The sequence below is a fragment of the Serratia sp. JSRIV002 genome (genome assembly GCF_019968725.1).
In the GTDB taxonomy this organism is placed as follows: Bacteria; Pseudomonadota; Gammaproteobacteria; order Enterobacterales; family Enterobacteriaceae; genus Chania; species Chania fonticola_B.
Window position 1 is genome coordinate 4088209 of record NZ_CP074143.1, and the last position, 14153, is coordinate 4102361.

Annotated in this window: 14 protein-coding genes; 6 read left to right on the plus strand and 8 right to left on the minus strand. The window is 56.7% G+C overall.

Going from position 1 to position 14153, the window contains the following annotated elements; all coding sequences use genetic code 11:
- The first annotated feature begins 13 nt into the window (after positions 1 to 13).
- The 3 genes from KGP26_RS19185 to KGP26_RS19195 are packed head-to-tail and all read left to right on the plus strand — an operon-like array spanning position 14 to position 2972.
- Complete coding sequence (locus KGP26_RS19185; protein ID WP_021178586.1) at positions 14 to 994, plus strand: tripartite tricarboxylate transporter substrate binding protein; 981 nt, start codon at positions 14 to 16, stop codon at positions 992 to 994.
- 14 nt (positions 995 to 1008) lie between these two features.
- A complete protein-coding gene (locus KGP26_RS19190; protein ID WP_021806035.1) occupies positions 1009 to 1440 on the plus strand; it encodes a tripartite tricarboxylate transporter TctB family protein in 432 nt (143 codons plus the stop codon).
- 11 nt (positions 1441 to 1451) lie between these two features.
- A complete protein-coding gene (locus KGP26_RS19195) occupies positions 1452 to 2972 on the plus strand; it encodes a tripartite tricarboxylate transporter permease (RefSeq protein ID WP_223664446.1) in 1521 nt (506 codons plus the stop codon).
- Between the two features lie 81 nt (positions 2973 to 3053).
- Here the strand turns inward: KGP26_RS19195 and KGP26_RS19200 are convergent, their stop codons facing one another.
- A complete protein-coding gene (locus tag KGP26_RS19200; RefSeq protein WP_021178589.1) occupies positions 3054 to 3683 on the minus strand; it encodes a CatB-related O-acetyltransferase in 630 nt (209 codons plus the stop codon).
- 183 nt (positions 3684 to 3866) lie between these two features.
- Complete coding sequence (locus KGP26_RS19205; RefSeq protein ID WP_094982003.1) at positions 3867 to 4853, minus strand: DMT family transporter; 987 nt, start codon at positions 4851 to 4853, stop codon at positions 3867 to 3869.
- A 169-nt stretch (positions 4854 to 5022) separates the two neighbouring features.
- Here KGP26_RS19205 and KGP26_RS19210 point away from each other — a divergent pair, with 169 nt between their 5' ends.
- A complete protein-coding gene (locus tag KGP26_RS19210) occupies positions 5023 to 6477 on the plus strand; it encodes a PLP-dependent aminotransferase family protein (RefSeq protein ID WP_223664447.1) in 1455 nt (484 codons plus the stop codon).
- Here the strand turns inward: KGP26_RS19210 and KGP26_RS19215 are convergent.
- From KGP26_RS19215 to KGP26_RS19230, 4 genes are read right to left on the minus strand one after another with little or no spacing between them, the layout of a single operon-like run.
- The gene (locus KGP26_RS19215) at positions 6474 to 6974 is read right to left on the minus strand and encodes a protein disulfide oxidoreductase (protein ID WP_021178592.1); all 501 of its coding nucleotides are present in this window, start codon (positions 6972 to 6974) and stop codon (positions 6474 to 6476) included. The two genes, KGP26_RS19210 and KGP26_RS19215, sit on opposite strands and share 4 nt — an antisense overlap.
- Complete coding sequence (locus tag KGP26_RS19220; RefSeq protein WP_223664448.1) at positions 6967 to 7683, minus strand: DsbA family protein; 717 nt, start codon at positions 7681 to 7683, stop codon at positions 6967 to 6969. The genes KGP26_RS19215 and KGP26_RS19220 overlap by 8 nt, the downstream gene beginning before the upstream one ends.
- On the minus strand, positions 7683 to 9716 hold the full coding sequence (locus KGP26_RS19225; RefSeq protein WP_223664449.1) for a protein-disulfide reductase DsbD: 2034 nt from the start codon (positions 9714 to 9716) through the stop codon (positions 7683 to 7685). The genes KGP26_RS19220 and KGP26_RS19225 overlap by 1 nt, the downstream gene beginning before the upstream one ends.
- A gap of 49 nt (positions 9717 to 9765) precedes the next feature.
- Positions 9766 to 10134: a hypothetical protein gene (locus KGP26_RS19230; RefSeq protein WP_021806041.1), complete on the minus strand. Its 369-nt coding sequence runs from the start codon at positions 10132 to 10134 to the stop codon at positions 9766 to 9768.
- Between the two features lie 180 nt (positions 10135 to 10314).
- On the opposite strand from KGP26_RS19230, the gene flk reads away from it, so the two are divergent.
- Positions 10315 to 11340, plus strand: coding sequence for a flagella biosynthesis regulator Flk (flk, locus tag KGP26_RS19235; protein WP_115158230.1), 1026 nt, complete (start codon positions 10315 to 10317; stop codon positions 11338 to 11340).
- Here flk and KGP26_RS19240 read toward each other — a convergent pair.
- The gene (locus KGP26_RS19240) at positions 11337 to 11789 is read right to left on the minus strand and encodes a rhodanese-like domain-containing protein (RefSeq protein ID WP_021806043.1); all 453 of its coding nucleotides are present in this window, start codon (positions 11787 to 11789) and stop codon (positions 11337 to 11339) included. The two genes, flk and KGP26_RS19240, sit on opposite strands and share 4 nt — an antisense overlap.
- 48 nt (positions 11790 to 11837) lie before the next feature.
- Positions 11838 to 12953 carry an SLC13 family permease gene (locus KGP26_RS19245; RefSeq protein WP_223664450.1) on the minus strand — a complete coding sequence of 372 codons (1116 nt, stop codon included), beginning with the start codon at positions 12951 to 12953 and terminating at the stop codon, positions 11838 to 11840.
- Between the two features lie 145 nt (positions 12954 to 13098).
- Here KGP26_RS19245 and apbE point away from each other — a divergent pair, with 145 nt between their 5' ends.
- Positions 13099 to 14130 carry an FAD:protein FMN transferase ApbE gene (apbE, locus tag KGP26_RS19250; RefSeq protein WP_223664451.1) on the plus strand — a complete coding sequence of 344 codons (1032 nt, stop codon included), beginning with the start codon at positions 13099 to 13101 and terminating at the stop codon, positions 14128 to 14130.
- Positions 14131 to 14153 lie beyond the last annotated feature (23 nt).

Consider the following 14153-nt stretch of genomic DNA (forward strand, 5'->3'; position numbering starts at 1 on the left):
ATGGGGAAACGTCATGAAAACAATAATTACCCGTACGCTTACCGCCACTGTTCTGCTGTTCGCCGCCAACCAGGCATTCGCCGTGGAAGCGCCAAAACGCACCGAATGTATCGCCCCAGCCAAACCCGGCGGAGGCTTCGATCTCACCTGCAAACTGATCCAGGTCTCCTTGCAAGAAACCAAGGCCATCGATAAGCCGATGCGCGTCACCTATATGCCCGGCGGCGTGGGGGCGGTGGCCTATAACGCCATCGTTGCCCAGCGGCCAGCCGAATTTGGCACCGTGGTGGCGTTCTCTGGCGGTTCCCTGCTGAACCTCTCACAAGGCAAGTTTGGCCGCTACAACGTGGATGATGTGAAGTGGCTGGCGGCAGTGGGCACCGATTACGGCATGATCGCCGTACGCGCCGACTCGCCTTACAAGACGCTGAAAGACTTGATGACAGCCTTCCAGAAAGACCCGAACAGCGTGGTATTTGGTGCTGGAGCCTCCATTGGCAGCCAGGATTGGATGAAAACTGCCCTGCTGGCCCGTGAAGTTGGCGTAGATCCCCACAAGATGCGCTATGTGGCGTTTGAAGGGGGCGGCGAGCCGGTGACCGCGCTGCTGGGTAATCACATTCAGGCAGTATCCGGCGATCTGAGCGAGATGGTGCCTTACCTGAAGGGCGATAAGCTGCGTGTGCTGGCGGTATATGCCGAAGAACGCCTGCCAGGCGAGCTGGCAAACGTCCCTACCGCCAAGGAGCAGGGGTTCAATCTGGTGTGGCCGATCATCCGCGGTTTCTACCTTGGCCCAAAGGTCAGCGAGGCCGAGTATCAATGGTGGATCGACACCTTCAAAACCATGACGGCAACCGAGGAGTTCAAACAACAGCGCGATCTACGCGGCCTGTTTGAATTCAACCTGACCGGGAAGGAGCTGGATACCTACGTGAAAAACCAGGTTACCCAGTATCGTGAACAGGCCAAAGCGTTCGGGCTGGCCAAATAACCTAGGGGATTGACATGAGCGATCGTATTTTTGCTGCTCTGTGGCTGCTGCTCTGCGGCGGCGGCCTGTTTATCGGTTGGGGCATCCAGAGCGAATACAGCTATGAACCTTTAGGACCACGCCCCTTTCCTTTGGCCATCCTGAGCCTGATGGCCCTGTGTGCCGCATTGCTGCTGTTGCGTCGGCCACAGCTAGTCGAGTGGCCACATAAAAACGTGCTGCAACGCCTGCTGGTGCTAGTGATCACGCTGGTGCTGTACGCCTGGGGATTCGAGTGGCTCGGTTTCCCACTGGCAACGACTCTGCTGACTTTCAGCATTGGCCTGCTGTTCCAGGCCAGTATCAAAGCCGCCTTGATTTCAGGCGTCATAATGGGCGTTTCTCTGTTCTACGCCTTTGATTATTTACTGGATGTCACACTGCCACTCGGCGTTTGGCTGAGCTAACGGGAGCGATAATGGAAACCTGGATGTATTTATCACAAGGGTTCGAAGTGGCGCTACTGCCCCAGAACCTGATGATCGCCCTGATCGGCTGCTTCGTTGGCACTATCGTCGGGCTGCTGCCGGGCCTTGGCCCGATCAACGGCGTGGCGATCCTCTTACCGCTGGCTTTCGCCTTGAAGCTACCCGCCGAGTCGGCCCTGATCCTGCTGGCCACGGTGTATATCGGCTGTGAATACGGTGGGCGGATCTCTTCGATCCTGCTCAACGTCCCGGGGGATGCCGCCGCAATCATGACCGCGCTGGATGGCTATCCTATGGCCCAGCAGGGCCGTGCAGGGGTTGCCCTGTCGATCTCCGCTGTCAGCTCTTTCACCGGCTCGCTGGTCGCCATTATCGGCATTATTCTGTTCGCCCCCATGCTGGCCCGCTGGTCGCTGGCGTTTGGCCCGGCGGAATACTTTGCCCTGATGGTCTTTGCCATTGCCTGCCTTGGCAGCATGATGAGCCAGAACCCGTTGAAATCCTTGCTGGCGGCCCTGATTGGGCTGGGGCTGGCCACGGTGGGGGTGGACGCCAATACCGGCGTGTATCGCTTCACCTTCGACAGCGTACACCTCTCCGACGGCATTCAGTTTATTGTGGTGGTGATCGGGTTGTTCTCGGTCAGCGAGATCTTGCTGATGCTGGAAAGCACCAGCACGGGCCAGAAGCTGATCCGTAAAACCGGCCGCATGCTGTTTAACCGTAAAGAGGCCGCCGAGTGCGTTGGCCCGACCCTGCGATCCTCCTTTGTCGGTTTCTTCGTCGGTATTCTGCCCGGTGCCGGGGCGACTATTGCCAGTGCGCTCACCTATATGACCGAGAAGCGCATCAGCGGCAACAGTGAATCGTTCGGTAAAGGGGATATTCGTGGCGTCGCCGCACCGGAGGCCGCCAATAACGCTTCCGCCTGCGGTTCATTTATCCCGATGCTGACCCTGGGCGTACCGGGTTCAGGCACTACGGCGGTGATGATGGGAGCATTGACGCTGTATAACATCACCCCTGGCCCGGCAATGTTCACCGAACAGCCGGATATCGTTTGGGGGCTGATCGCCGCGCTGCTGATCGCTAACGTGATGTTGTTGATCATGAACATCCCGTTAATTGGGCTGTTCACCCGTATGCTGGCCGTGCCGCTGTGGTTCCTGGTACCGGCGATCGCCGCCGTTTCCGCCGTTGGGGTCTATGCGGTACACAGCACGACCTTCGATTTGCTGCTGATGGTGGGGCTAGGCGTGTTTGGCTACATCCTGCGCAAAATGCACTTCCCGATGTCGCCGCTGATCCTGGGGTTTGTGTTGGGAGAAATGCTGGAGCAAAACCTGCGCCGGGCGTTGTCTATCAGCAATGGGAACTTTGATATTCTGTGGAGCAGTACCATTGCCCAATGCCTGTTGGTGCTGGCCGTCGCCGTGTTGGTGTTACCCCCACTGCTGCGCAAACTCCGCAAGCACCGTCGTATCAGCGGGGAAGCGACGGAAGTTGAGTAATGCAAAAAGGGCGCTGCATCATGCAGCGCCCCAATGTTGTGAGCCGGTTAAAAATCGGGCGGGACTAACCCGCCCGACTTATTATTGGCGTATAACCTCAACAGCCTGTTCCAAGGCCGTAATATCATCGCTGGCCAACAAGGGCTGGATGCTGGCGAACGCTTCGGCGGACAAATCGTAAATCTGCAACGCGAGTAAACGCTCGATTGTCTCCGCAGAAAACCGCCGTTTAATCATCCGGGCCGGATTGCCGCCAACGATAGCGTAGGGCTCGACATCCGCAGTCACCACGCTGCCGGCAGCCACTATCGCCCCTTCGCCAATCGTCACGCCAGGCATCAGCATGGCCCGCATCCCGATCCAACAACCATCGCCAAGGCGGGTATCACCTTTAGGTAAATAAGACGCCTGGATGGTTTCCATAAACGGATACAGGCTCAGCCAATCAATACGGTGGGTATGATTCCCTCCCATCAGGATCACCGCTTCGGCGCCAATACAGACATAATCGCCAATGTGCAACCTGTCTAGCTGCCCCAGTGGCTCCCACTGTTGGCTGACCGCATCGCCGTGTAAATAGCGCACCACGGAGCGTTCAAAGCCGTCATCCCAGCAATGGCTGTAATAACTGTGGGTTCCCTTGATCAGGATATTGGGGTTGGTTACCGTCTGGTGGAGTAATTCTACTTGTGACCAGTGTTTATCAGACATGGCATCTTCTCTTAATTTATTGCAAGAGCCACGGAACGTAATGTCAGTGGCAGCGTTTTCCGTTCAAAAACACTGCCCAATCAAGCGATAAGCGCTCGTTTTAACCTTGGATTAATGATCATTTGCTGTTTGCACCCTGTTGTTTCGCGGCCAATGGTAACAAACCGGCGCAGAAAGCCAAGCCTACTTCGCTCTTCTCAGCATCAATACCCCGCCCATCACCAGCGCGCTACCCAATAGCTGTAACTGGTTCATATTTTCTCCCAACAGGAAGTAGGCGATGACCGCGGTAAACACCAGCTCCAGCGACAGGATAAGGTTGGCCACCGCCAGCGGCAGGGTTTTCAGGCTGATATTGTACAGGCCAAACCCCAGCAGCGTTGGCCCTGCGGCCAGCGTGAGCAGCAACAGCCAGCCACTCCACTGAATGCCTTGAACTCCCTGGGATAGAAACCACAGGTCCCCCGCCATGCCGTGAAATGCCGCCAAGGGGAAAAATGTCAGCAAGGTGTTGAACAACCACTGGTACACGGCGGAAAAACCAAATACGTACAGGATGGTATTCCACACCGGATAGCGCCGCTCGCTGGCGATACGCCCGCCGAGGGTGTACAGGGTGTAACCAATGCCGGACAGCATGCCGACCATCAGCCCCAACAGATCAAAACGGCTGTTGCCCATGCTGTCGCCGTTACTGACCAGGAAGCAGCCACCCAGGCTGACCACGATCACCAGCAATTCGCGCAGGCTGAGGCGTTCGTTGTACATCATCCAGCCCAGGAATACGGTAAAACCGACCGAGCAGTAGGTCAAAATAGTCGCCACCGAAGCGCCATTGAGCGCCACCGACAGCGTCCATAAGCTGTTAAACAATGCCAACAGCAAACCGTAGCCAGCGTAGAACGGCACCTGTTCACGTCGCAGATAAGCCCATTGTGGTTTGAACAGCAGCAATAACGGTAACAACACCAAGGCCACCAGGGCCGCACGCCAGAAAGCCAGCACAAACGTCGGTAGATGGTAATACTCGGTCAGCGCGCGGATGATGATGGCGGTAAACGCCAACAGCATGGCACTGATTATGGCGATCACGTAACCCTGGTTGGTTCCCCGCAGGATCCCGCCACTGACCACAACTGGTTCTGCTACAACACCCGACGGTAACGACATAACACCCTCAAAATTCCACCGCTTAATTCTCTGGCGGAGATTTTAACGCGGCCAGATTTTGCCACCATAGCCACTTTGCTACGATGTTGTGCAGGCCACTTTTATCGGTGCCAAGCCTTGTTACTCTGGGATATAGTGAAAACAGACTTTTTTTGACCGGGCCAATTTCATGCACATTCCACTGGATCGTCAGCAGGACATTCCGCTGTATCTGCAGATCGAAGAAGCGCTGCGCCGCGCCATTCTTGGCGGCACCTTTGCCGATGGCGATAAATTGCCGTCAACGCGCAGCCTGGCCTCCGAGCTTTCGGTCAGCCGCCTGACGGTGGAAAGTGCCTACGCCGAACTGACGGCCAAAGGATTGTTACAACAGCGGCGTGGCAGCGGCGCCTATGTCCGCCACCTGCAACCGGCCCCCATGCAGCAACGGCCAGCATCCAGCGAGCTATTCCCTGCGGATCGCTTCACCACCACCACGTCGCGGCTGGACGGTTATCCGGATATTCCTTTGCCGGAGCACATCATCAACTTTGCCGCTGGCGTCGGCAGCCCCAAGGTGTTCCCGCTGGAGGCGTTCCGCAAGATCCTGCTGTCGATCCTCAGCCGTCATGCGGAAGAGGCCTTCAGCTATGGTGATTATTGTGGTTACTACCCGCTGCGCGACACGCTAAGCCGGATCCTGACCGCACAAGGTATCCCCACCCGAGCCGAACAGGTGCTGATCACCAACGGCTCGCAACATGCCATCAGCCTGATTTTCCAGACGCTATTACGCCCAGGGGATACGGTGATTGTCGAAGAGCCCACCTATGCCGAAGCTCTGGGACTGCTGCGCCTGCACCAGATCAACATTGTTCCAGTGCCCAGCGATCGTCACGGTATGTGCGTTGAGCAACTGCCGGAGCTGATCGCCCGGCATCAGCCCAAAATGATCTACACCATCCCCAATTTCAATAACCCCACCGGGCGCTGTATGAGCGAAGTCCGCCGCAGCCGCTTGCTGGCGTTGGCGCAACAGGCCGGGATAGTGATCCTGGAGGACGATTTTGTTGGCGATCTGCGTTACAACGGTAAAAGCCTGCCGTCACTGCGCGCCATGGCTCCCGCTGGCACGGTGATCTATGTCAGTACCTTCTCCAAAATGCTGCTGCCCAGTATGCGCATCGGTTATCTGGTGGCAGACAGCGAACAGTATCTGCAATTCTCACGGCTCAAACACGTCGACAGCTTTACCAGTTCTAACCTGATCCAGCGCGCGCTGGACGCCTTTGTCACCGTTGGCAGCTACGACAAGCAGCTGCGCCGGGCGGGAAGGATATACCGCCAGCACCGAGATGCTATGGTGGCTGCATTAAGCGAGCACCTGCCGCCGGGCTGTCGGTTTGAAATCCCTGCGGGAGGGCTGTTTATCTGGCTGGAATTGCCACCTGCCGTAAGCACCACAACCTTGATGCCAATAGCCTGGCAACAGGGTGTCACCTTTGCCCGTGGCGAATGCTTTTATGTTGAGGAACAGCACGGCGCACATGGCTTGCGGTTGAATTTTGCCGCCAATACGCCGGAGTTGATTACCGAAGGGATCGCCCGGCTTTGCCGGGCGATTGTTGAGGTGACGGGGAATTAAACGCTGGCCCACCAGAGCCGCAGTTTCATGCCCCAATAGCTGGTCCAGCCGGTGGTGCTTTGCACCACCTTCCCCTGAGAGATCACCACGATGGTCGGCGTTACGCCAATCTGCCACTGCGCCGATAGCTTGCCCTGCTCATCGTTAACTACCGGCAGTTGCAGCTTCTTGGCCGCCAGCCATTGCTCAACCTGCTGGTCATTGCCCGAACGCAGCGCCACGGTCATTACGTTCCCGCCGTTTGCCACCAGTTTGGCCACGTAAGGCGTGGTAAAGCGGCAAACTCCGCACCAACTGGCCCAGAAATAGACCAATAAAGGCTTATCCTGGCTGAGCTGCGCCAACGACACCGGCTCTCCGTCCAGAGTTTCCAGCATTTGCTGCTCAAAGGTCAAGGGAGCCTGTGGAGCTCGCCACCAGTCCATGGCGAACGTCACGCCCAGCACGAGCAACAGCAGAATCAGCAGTTCGCGCGTCCAGCGCCGTAACCTAGCCATTTTTCATCTTCGCCAATTGCTGCTTCACTAACGCTTCAAGATCCTCATAAGACACCGCGCCCGGCAGCATCTGATCGCCAATCAGGGTGGCAGGCGTTCCCTGCACGCCAAACTGTTCAGCCAACTGCATATTGGTACGCAGCGTGGTCATGCTCTGCTCGCTAGGTGCCACCGGCTTAACACCCGTTTTCTCTTGCGCTGCGGCGATGCTGGCGTTGTCATGAAAGCCTTTTTTCGCCATCAGGCGCTGATGCAGCGGCCAGAACTGTTCTGGATGCTGCTCCCAAGCCGTCAACGCCACCCGCGATGAGGCGATCGAGCTTTCCCCTTTGAACGGCAACAGCTTCACCACCAGCGCCACATCGGGATATTTGTTGACGATCTTCTCCAACATCGGATCAAACTGCTTACAGTACGGGCAGTTGTAATCGGTGAAGGCCACCAGCGTCAGCTTGGCATTCTTGGCCCCCAACCGCGGGCTGGCAGGATCGTCGAACAGGATTTTGCTATTTTGCTCAATCGCCTGACCGAGTTGCTGGCCGTTGGTTTGCTGCTGCCAAGCATTAACCGCTTCCGCCAGAATATCCGGGTTAGAGACCAGCGTTTCGCGGATCAGCTCTTTGATCCGCACTTCCTGCTCGGCGGTGAAAGGGGCCGCAGCCCAGACCGGGGTGACAATCAACAGCAGTAACATCAGTAACTTGTTCATTATTGGTTTCCTTTGGCAGTAGACAGGGCTTGCAGTACGGCTTCACGAGTGAGCAGCGGTGACAACACTTCGCCGTCTGGCAAGCCGGGGCCATAGATTTGGTTAAAGGGAACGGCAACGCTGCCGCGCTGTTGCAGGAAGGCCGAGATGCTTTCAGACGGGCGACTCCAATCACCGCGCAGCGCCACTACATCATCAGCGCTGAGTGCTTTTTGCACCTCGTCGCGCAGCAATACGTTGTATTTATTCGCCTTGCAGGTCACACACCAGTCGGCGGTCACATCGACAAACACCCGTTTGTTGTCGGCCAACGCCTGCACAATCGCCTGTTCAGAAAGCGGCTGCCAAGCGATATTGTCGTGTAACGGCTGTCGCCATTGGTTGGCGGTCAACGATCCCACCAGCAATGCCAAACCGCCTACCACCAGCACGCTGGCCGTCGCGATCCCCGCTGACCGGGCACCTAACTGTTGCCACACCGCCAGCAATAAACCGAGCAGCAAGATGGCACCGACAATCAAAGTCGGCTTCACGCCGATATGGTTGGTCATCAGGCTAAGCAGCCAGAGCGAAGAAACCAGCATTAGCAAGCCCAGCACCAACCTCATCCCGTTCATCCAGCGGCCAGGACGTGGTAGGCGTAACGCCAGCGCAGGCCAGGCGGCAATCAGCAACCAGGGCAGGCTCATGCCAATTCCCAGTGCCACAAACATGCCCCAAAGCACCGGCAACGGAGCCGCCAACGCAAACGCCACCGCCGTTCCCAGGAAAGGCGCCGAGCAAGGCGTCGCCAGCAGCGTGGCAAACGCTCCCTGCCAGAAATGACCGCTCAAGCCATGCCCGTTATGAGTAGCCAACTTGGTATTCAACGAGGAAGAGAGTTGCAGGTGGAACAGGCCGAACAGATTGGCGCTGAACAGCAGCGTCACCAGCACCATAAAGCCGATAAACCACGGGTTTTGGAATTGGATCCCCCAGCCCAGCGCGTGATTGCTCAGGCGCAACAGCGTCATCAGCAAGGCCAGCGCCATGAAGGACACCACGATCCCCAAGGAAGAGGCCAGAAATTGCCAACGCACGCTACGCCGATCGCGCTGTTCGACCTGCAATATGGAACCTAGCTTCATCCCCAGCACTGGCAGCACGCAAGGCATCAGGTTAAGAATGAAACCGCCCGCTAACGCCATCAATACCGCTTGCCACAGGGGGAAAGCCGCGGTGGAAGGCAATGCAAGCGGCCCGCCAATGGTCAGCGTAGCCTCCTGAGCTATCCCTCCATCGCTGATAACCAGCCGCAGCTGTTTACCACGCAGATCCGGTGCTGCGTCTCCCCAACCATCACTCACGGGAACTCGCGCTTGCAGACTCTCGCCATCACTGCTGACCGTTGGCTTGCCCAGATCGGCTCCTGCCAAGGTATCAAAGAACAGCTCAGGTTGTTGCCAGCCCGCGGTACGCTGCGCGCTAATCTGCAACTCACCGTTGTGATAACCGGCACGCAGGCTGTCCACCAGCCCGCTGGCAATCGGCACCTGCCCCATCGCCTGAGCAAAGTCGTGATTGAACTTTGGATCAGCCGGGGTGGTGAGATCCAGTTTGAACGGATAATCGGTCAAGATGCAGACGTTGCTACAGGTGGATAAGGTAAGCGTACCCGCCAGTTGCTGCGGCGCAGCGCCCTTCAATACGATGGGCAGCGTAACCCGCTGCTGATAGCCCTGCGTCGAGATCCCCGCCACGTCAAAGCGCTGCGGCGTTGGCCAGAACCAGGTTGCCGGTGGTGGGTTGCCCTGCCAGGTGATTGCTGGCGCAATACCACCTTCCCCTGGTGAGCGCCAGTAGGTTTTCCATCCTTTTTCCAGCTCAACAGCGAGCAGCACACGGGTTTCGTCCCCGTTGTTGGTGTCGGCACGCAGCCTGACTTTTGCATGATCGTTCTGCGGGCTTTGCAGCCAGCCGCTATCCGCCGCCTGTGTCGCAGGTAGCCAAAGCAATAACAGGCAAGCCAATGCCAGCCTGATGATATTCCACATAGTTGTTCTCCATAAATAAATTAGTCACTCGGTTTGGCGAGGGATTAACTCATTCACGGAACACGCATAATCGCAGATGCACCCTGAGGGTGGTGGGGGAAATAACGCGTACAGGAGGGAACGACAAGCGTGGAGCGATGATCGGGGTCAACAGGACCAGTAACATCCCGAGGCCAAACAGCACGTTTTCAAACATTACCGGGGAAGAAGCCAACAACGATTTGGCACTCAGCTCACAGGGGGTCGTGGTGGTGGCCTCTTCATCACCGCTGGCCACGGATTGGCTGACGCTGACAGAGGGCAGGCCAAGGGCCAGTTGCAAGGTATGCAAGCCCGCCATGCGCTGGGTGAGGCACGTCAGTACCACCAGGCAAGCCAGGGTTAAAAACCATTTTGCAATCCGCTGCCGATTTATCATCACGCCCTCAATGCCGTATCTGCGCCTATCTTAGCGGCGCAAACAGGATAAGCAACGATTGGCCTGTAAAGAAATGTCTGGCGGCGGTATTGATGGCACGAAATTACAGGTATCATAAGCGATTAAGCCTGTGCTTTTCGCCAGGTATGTCGACTTTATACACTGCGAAGGACTGGTGATATGCAACCGTTAAGTGGACCTGGCGCTCCTGGCGCAGCCGATCACCCTCCAACCGCTGGCAAAATCCCTCCTGCCGACGATCAACCGCTCTCCCCAGCCCAACGCACCCAGTTGGAAAAACTGATCGTCAAGATCATGGCCCTCAGCCCGGCCAAATCCGCCGAGATCTGGGCCACGCTGCGTCATGAATTAGGGGCGGATAACCACAGCGAACTGTTGGCGCGCCATTTCCAACCGGCGGAGCAGCTACTGCAAAACCGCCTTGGCGTGGCACAACAGAGCCATGCCAGCCGCCAACTGCTGCAACAGCTCACCGAACTGTTGCCACAAGGCAATAACCGCCAGGCGGTCAGCGACTTTATCCGCCAGCAGTTTGGCCATACGGTGTTAAGCCAGTTGAGCCATCCACAGCTCCAGCAAGTGTTGAACCTGCTGCAAACCGGCGAACTGACAATCCCTCACCCGCAACAAACGGCCACCAGCGATCGTTCGCTGCTGCCTGCGGAACATCAGCACTTGCAGTTGCAGGTCACCAAGCTTAGCGCGGCCACCGGTGAGACAACGGCCAAACTCTGGCAGGCACTGTTCGATCTGGTCGGGGTAAAAATCAACGATCCGTTGCCCGCACGCCACTTCCAACTGCTCAGTCAGTTTATGCAGGTGAAATTGGCGCTCAGCCCGCAAACGGCGCCGACGCTGCAAAACCTGCTGGCGGTATTGAAACAGCCAGCAGACCAGCAAGAGCAGCAACAGCTCAATGACTATTGCCAGAGCCGCTTTAACGGCAACCTGAATACGCCGCTGACCCACGCACAGTTAAACGACGTGATCCAGCAGCTGTTTACCCGCCGTCTGGACAAGGCTGGCCACGCTCCGTCATTACACAGTGACGTCCAACAGCCACAGCCATTGCTTAACCCACTAATCGCCGCCCTGCCGCAGCCTTTACAGTCGATGTTCAGTAAGCCTCTGGCGCTGGTTGTCGGCGTTATCGTATTGATACTGGTACTGTGGGCGCTGTTTTAACAGCCGCACTCCGGTGCTTTATCCCGCCCCTGCATCGTACCCAGCTCAACACCGATGGCCACCGGATGGCCATCGCGTAGCCAGAAATCCAGCCCGCCAATCAGCTCTTTGACCCGAAAGCCAAGCTTGGCCAACTTGTATGCCCCCTGGGTGGAACCGTTACAGCCGATACCGTCGCAGTAGGTGACATAGACCTTGTCGCGATCGAGAGATGAGGTGCTGCTTTCATCCATTAAACGATGGGGAAAGCTCACCGCACCAGGAATGTGCCCGGCGGCGTACAACGCACTGGCACGGGTATCGATCACCACAATCTCGTTGACGCCATTGCGCAAATCTTCCGCCACATCCGCCGAGTCGGCGTAGAAGGCGAGCTTTGCCGCCAGATAATCCAGGCTTTGTGCCGCCGTAGCCGGGGGATAGGCCAATACCAATGAAGAGATGCTCATAATAGAACTCCAATGCATTAAGAGTGATGACAAAGTGCTTGAGTCAAATTAACCCAGTAGCAGCCAACCCACTAACGTAGCCCAGACCAGGAACGGTATCGAATAGTAATGGAACTGCAGCCAGATCTGACGTTCTCCCGCCATCCGCAGGGCGATCAGGTTCGCCAGCGATCCGATCGCCAGGCCAAATCCCCCGGCGTTTACCGCATAGGCCACCAAGGCGCTGGACGGCACATAGTTCAGCAATAAAATGGTCGCCGGGACGTTGCTGATCACTTGGGATAGCGCAATCCCCAACGCATACACGCTGCCATCCGCCAGCGAGGCAATCTGGTCAAACAGCGGTTGCACCGCCGGCAGTTGGGTCAGCAAACCAATATTGATAAACATGGCGAGAAATACAAAGATCAGGCTCCAGTCGATCTGCAGCAGCACCTGGCGAGCCAACAGCAGAAAACCGACAAACACCAGTAACATGCCATACAACGGCACGTCCAAATCCAGGCAGATCAGAAAGGCCACATACAGCGCGACACTGGCCAGCAACAGGCGCATTTGATAAGGATAAGGTTGGGTGTTCGGGGCTTTGACAATTTTCCGCGCCGGGAAACTGAACCAGGTGACCACCAGCAGGCTCAGCATCATGATAATGCCGAACGGTGCCATGCGTCCGATAAACTCCATAAAGGTCAGCGAAGACTTGCTCCACAGCAAAATGTTCTGCGGATTGCCAATCGGCGTCAGCAACGACCCGGCGTTAACCGCCAGTGCCTGGAAGATGATCAGGCGGCTTATCGGCAGTGAAGATAGCTTTTTCAGCGTAATGGTCAACGGGATCACGATAAACAGCGCCACATCGTTGGTGAGAAACGACGACAGCACCGCAGCGGCACACACCAGAAACAGAGCCAGTGAGCGTTCACTTTGCAGGGTGTTCACGATCTGGCGGCCGATAAAATCGAAATAACCGCTCACCTCAACGCCTTTGGTCAGCAGCATCAACCCCAGCAGGGTCATGATGGTGCGCCAATCGATAAAGCCAGAGAGTACACTCAGCGACTGTGGCCCAATGGCGTACAGCAACATCCCCATCAGCAGCAACGCATGCAGAAAGCGGTCATGCAAAAATGGCCTCAACAAACTGGTCACCGCATTTGAACTCATGGATTTACTCTTATTTTTCAAGCTAAGGCTGGAAAACGACGTTAGCCGAAGCTCTTGAAATACGCCAGTAAAAAAGCACGTTGCCCTTTCCATTTATCGTATTTTGTTTTATACCCGTCGTCTTTCCCTGCTTTTAGGATTTTCTATGGCCAATTCCATTGCCAAAAGGCTGCTGCTCAGCGCAGCGCTGATGCTGCTAGCCGCCTGTAACGATGCCAACACCCGCCCCCAGATCGACATCGAAGGCAAAACCATGGGGACGTTCTATAGCGTAAAGGTCAGCGGCACTATCACCGAGAGCAAGCAACAATTGCAGCAGGAGATCGATGCGCTGCTGGAACAGGCCAACGACGATATTTCCACTTACCGCCCCGATTCGGTGTTATCCCGCTTCAACCAGAGCACCTCTGCCGAGCCGCAGCACATCCCCCGTGGAATGGCCGATATCATCCTCACCGCTCAGCGCATTGGCCGTGATACCGGGGGCGCGATGGATATCACCGTCGGCCCGTTGGTTAACCTGTGGGGGTTCGGCCCGGATAAGCGGGCCGTCAAGGTCCCCAGCCAGCAGCAGATCGATGCAGCCCGTCAGCATATTGGTTTGCAGCATCTGAAACTGCTGAGCGACAGCCGAGGTGAATGGCTGCAAAAAGATCTCCCTGAGATGTATGTCGATCTCTCCACGCTAGGCGAAGGTTACGGCGTGGATCAGTTGGTCCAGTTGATGGCGCGCAAAGGTATCACCAACTATCTGGTATCGGTGGGCGGAGCCGTTTCATCACGCGGCGTGAATGGCCAGAACAAGCCTTGGCGGGTAGCAATCCAAAAGCCCACCGACCGCGAAAATGCGGTGCAGGCGCTGGTGGATTTGCAAGGCTACGGCATCAGCACTGCGGGGAGTTACCGTAACTACTTCGAGCAGGATGGCCAGCGCTATTCCCACGTGATCGATCCCGTCACCGGGCGGCCTATCACCCATAAGCTGGTTTCCGTTACGGTGATTGCCCCTACGGCGTTGGAGGCCGACGGTTGGGATACCGGGTTGATGGTGCTGGGTACGGAAAAAGCGCTGAAACTGGCCGAAGAGAAAGGATTGGCGGTGTATCTGATCAGCAAAACCGATAACGGATTCAACGCAGTGATGACGCCGCAGTTTAAGGCATTTTTAGTGCAGTAACCCTGTGAAATCCCCCCAGCAGG

Coding starts and splice junctions, on each gene's coding strand:
- KGP26_RS19185 (WP_021178586.1), top strand. CDS start 14: ATGAAAACAATAATTACCCGTACGCTTACCGCCACTGTTCTGCTGTTC.
- KGP26_RS19190 (WP_021806035.1), top strand. CDS start 1,009: ATGAGCGATCGTATTTTTGCTGCTCTGTGGCTGCTGCTCTGCGGCGGC.
- KGP26_RS19195 (WP_223664446.1), top strand. CDS start 1,452: ATGGAAACCTGGATGTATTTATCACAAGGGTTCGAAGTGGCGCTACTG.
- KGP26_RS19200 (WP_021178589.1), bottom strand. CDS start 3,683: ATGTCTGATAAACACTGGTCACAAGTAGAATTACTCCACCAGACGGTA.
- KGP26_RS19205 (WP_094982003.1), bottom strand. CDS start 4,853: ATGTCGTTACCGTCGGGTGTTGTAGCAGAACCAGTTGTGGTCAGTGGC.
- KGP26_RS19210 (WP_223664447.1), top strand. CDS start 5,023: ATGCACATTCCACTGGATCGTCAGCAGGACATTCCGCTGTATCTGCAG.
- KGP26_RS19215 (WP_021178592.1), bottom strand. CDS start 6,974: ATGGCTAGGTTACGGCGCTGGACGCGCGAACTGCTGATTCTGCTGTTG.
- KGP26_RS19220 (WP_223664448.1), bottom strand. CDS start 7,683: ATGAACAAGTTACTGATGTTACTGCTGTTGATTGTCACCCCGGTCTGG.
- KGP26_RS19225 (WP_223664449.1), bottom strand. CDS start 9,716: ATGTGGAATATCATCAGGCTGGCATTGGCTTGCCTGTTATTGCTTTGG.
- KGP26_RS19230 (WP_021806041.1), bottom strand. CDS start 10,134: ATGATAAATCGGCAGCGGATTGCAAAATGGTTTTTAACCCTGGCTTGC.
- flk (WP_115158230.1), top strand. CDS start 10,315: ATGCAACCGTTAAGTGGACCTGGCGCTCCTGGCGCAGCCGATCACCCT.
- KGP26_RS19240 (WP_021806043.1), bottom strand. CDS start 11,789: ATGAGCATCTCTTCATTGGTATTGGCCTATCCCCCGGCTACGGCGGCA.
- KGP26_RS19245 (WP_223664450.1), bottom strand. CDS start 12,953: ATGAGTTCAAATGCGGTGACCAGTTTGTTGAGGCCATTTTTGCATGAC.
- apbE (WP_223664451.1), top strand. CDS start 13,099: ATGGCCAATTCCATTGCCAAAAGGCTGCTGCTCAGCGCAGCGCTGATG.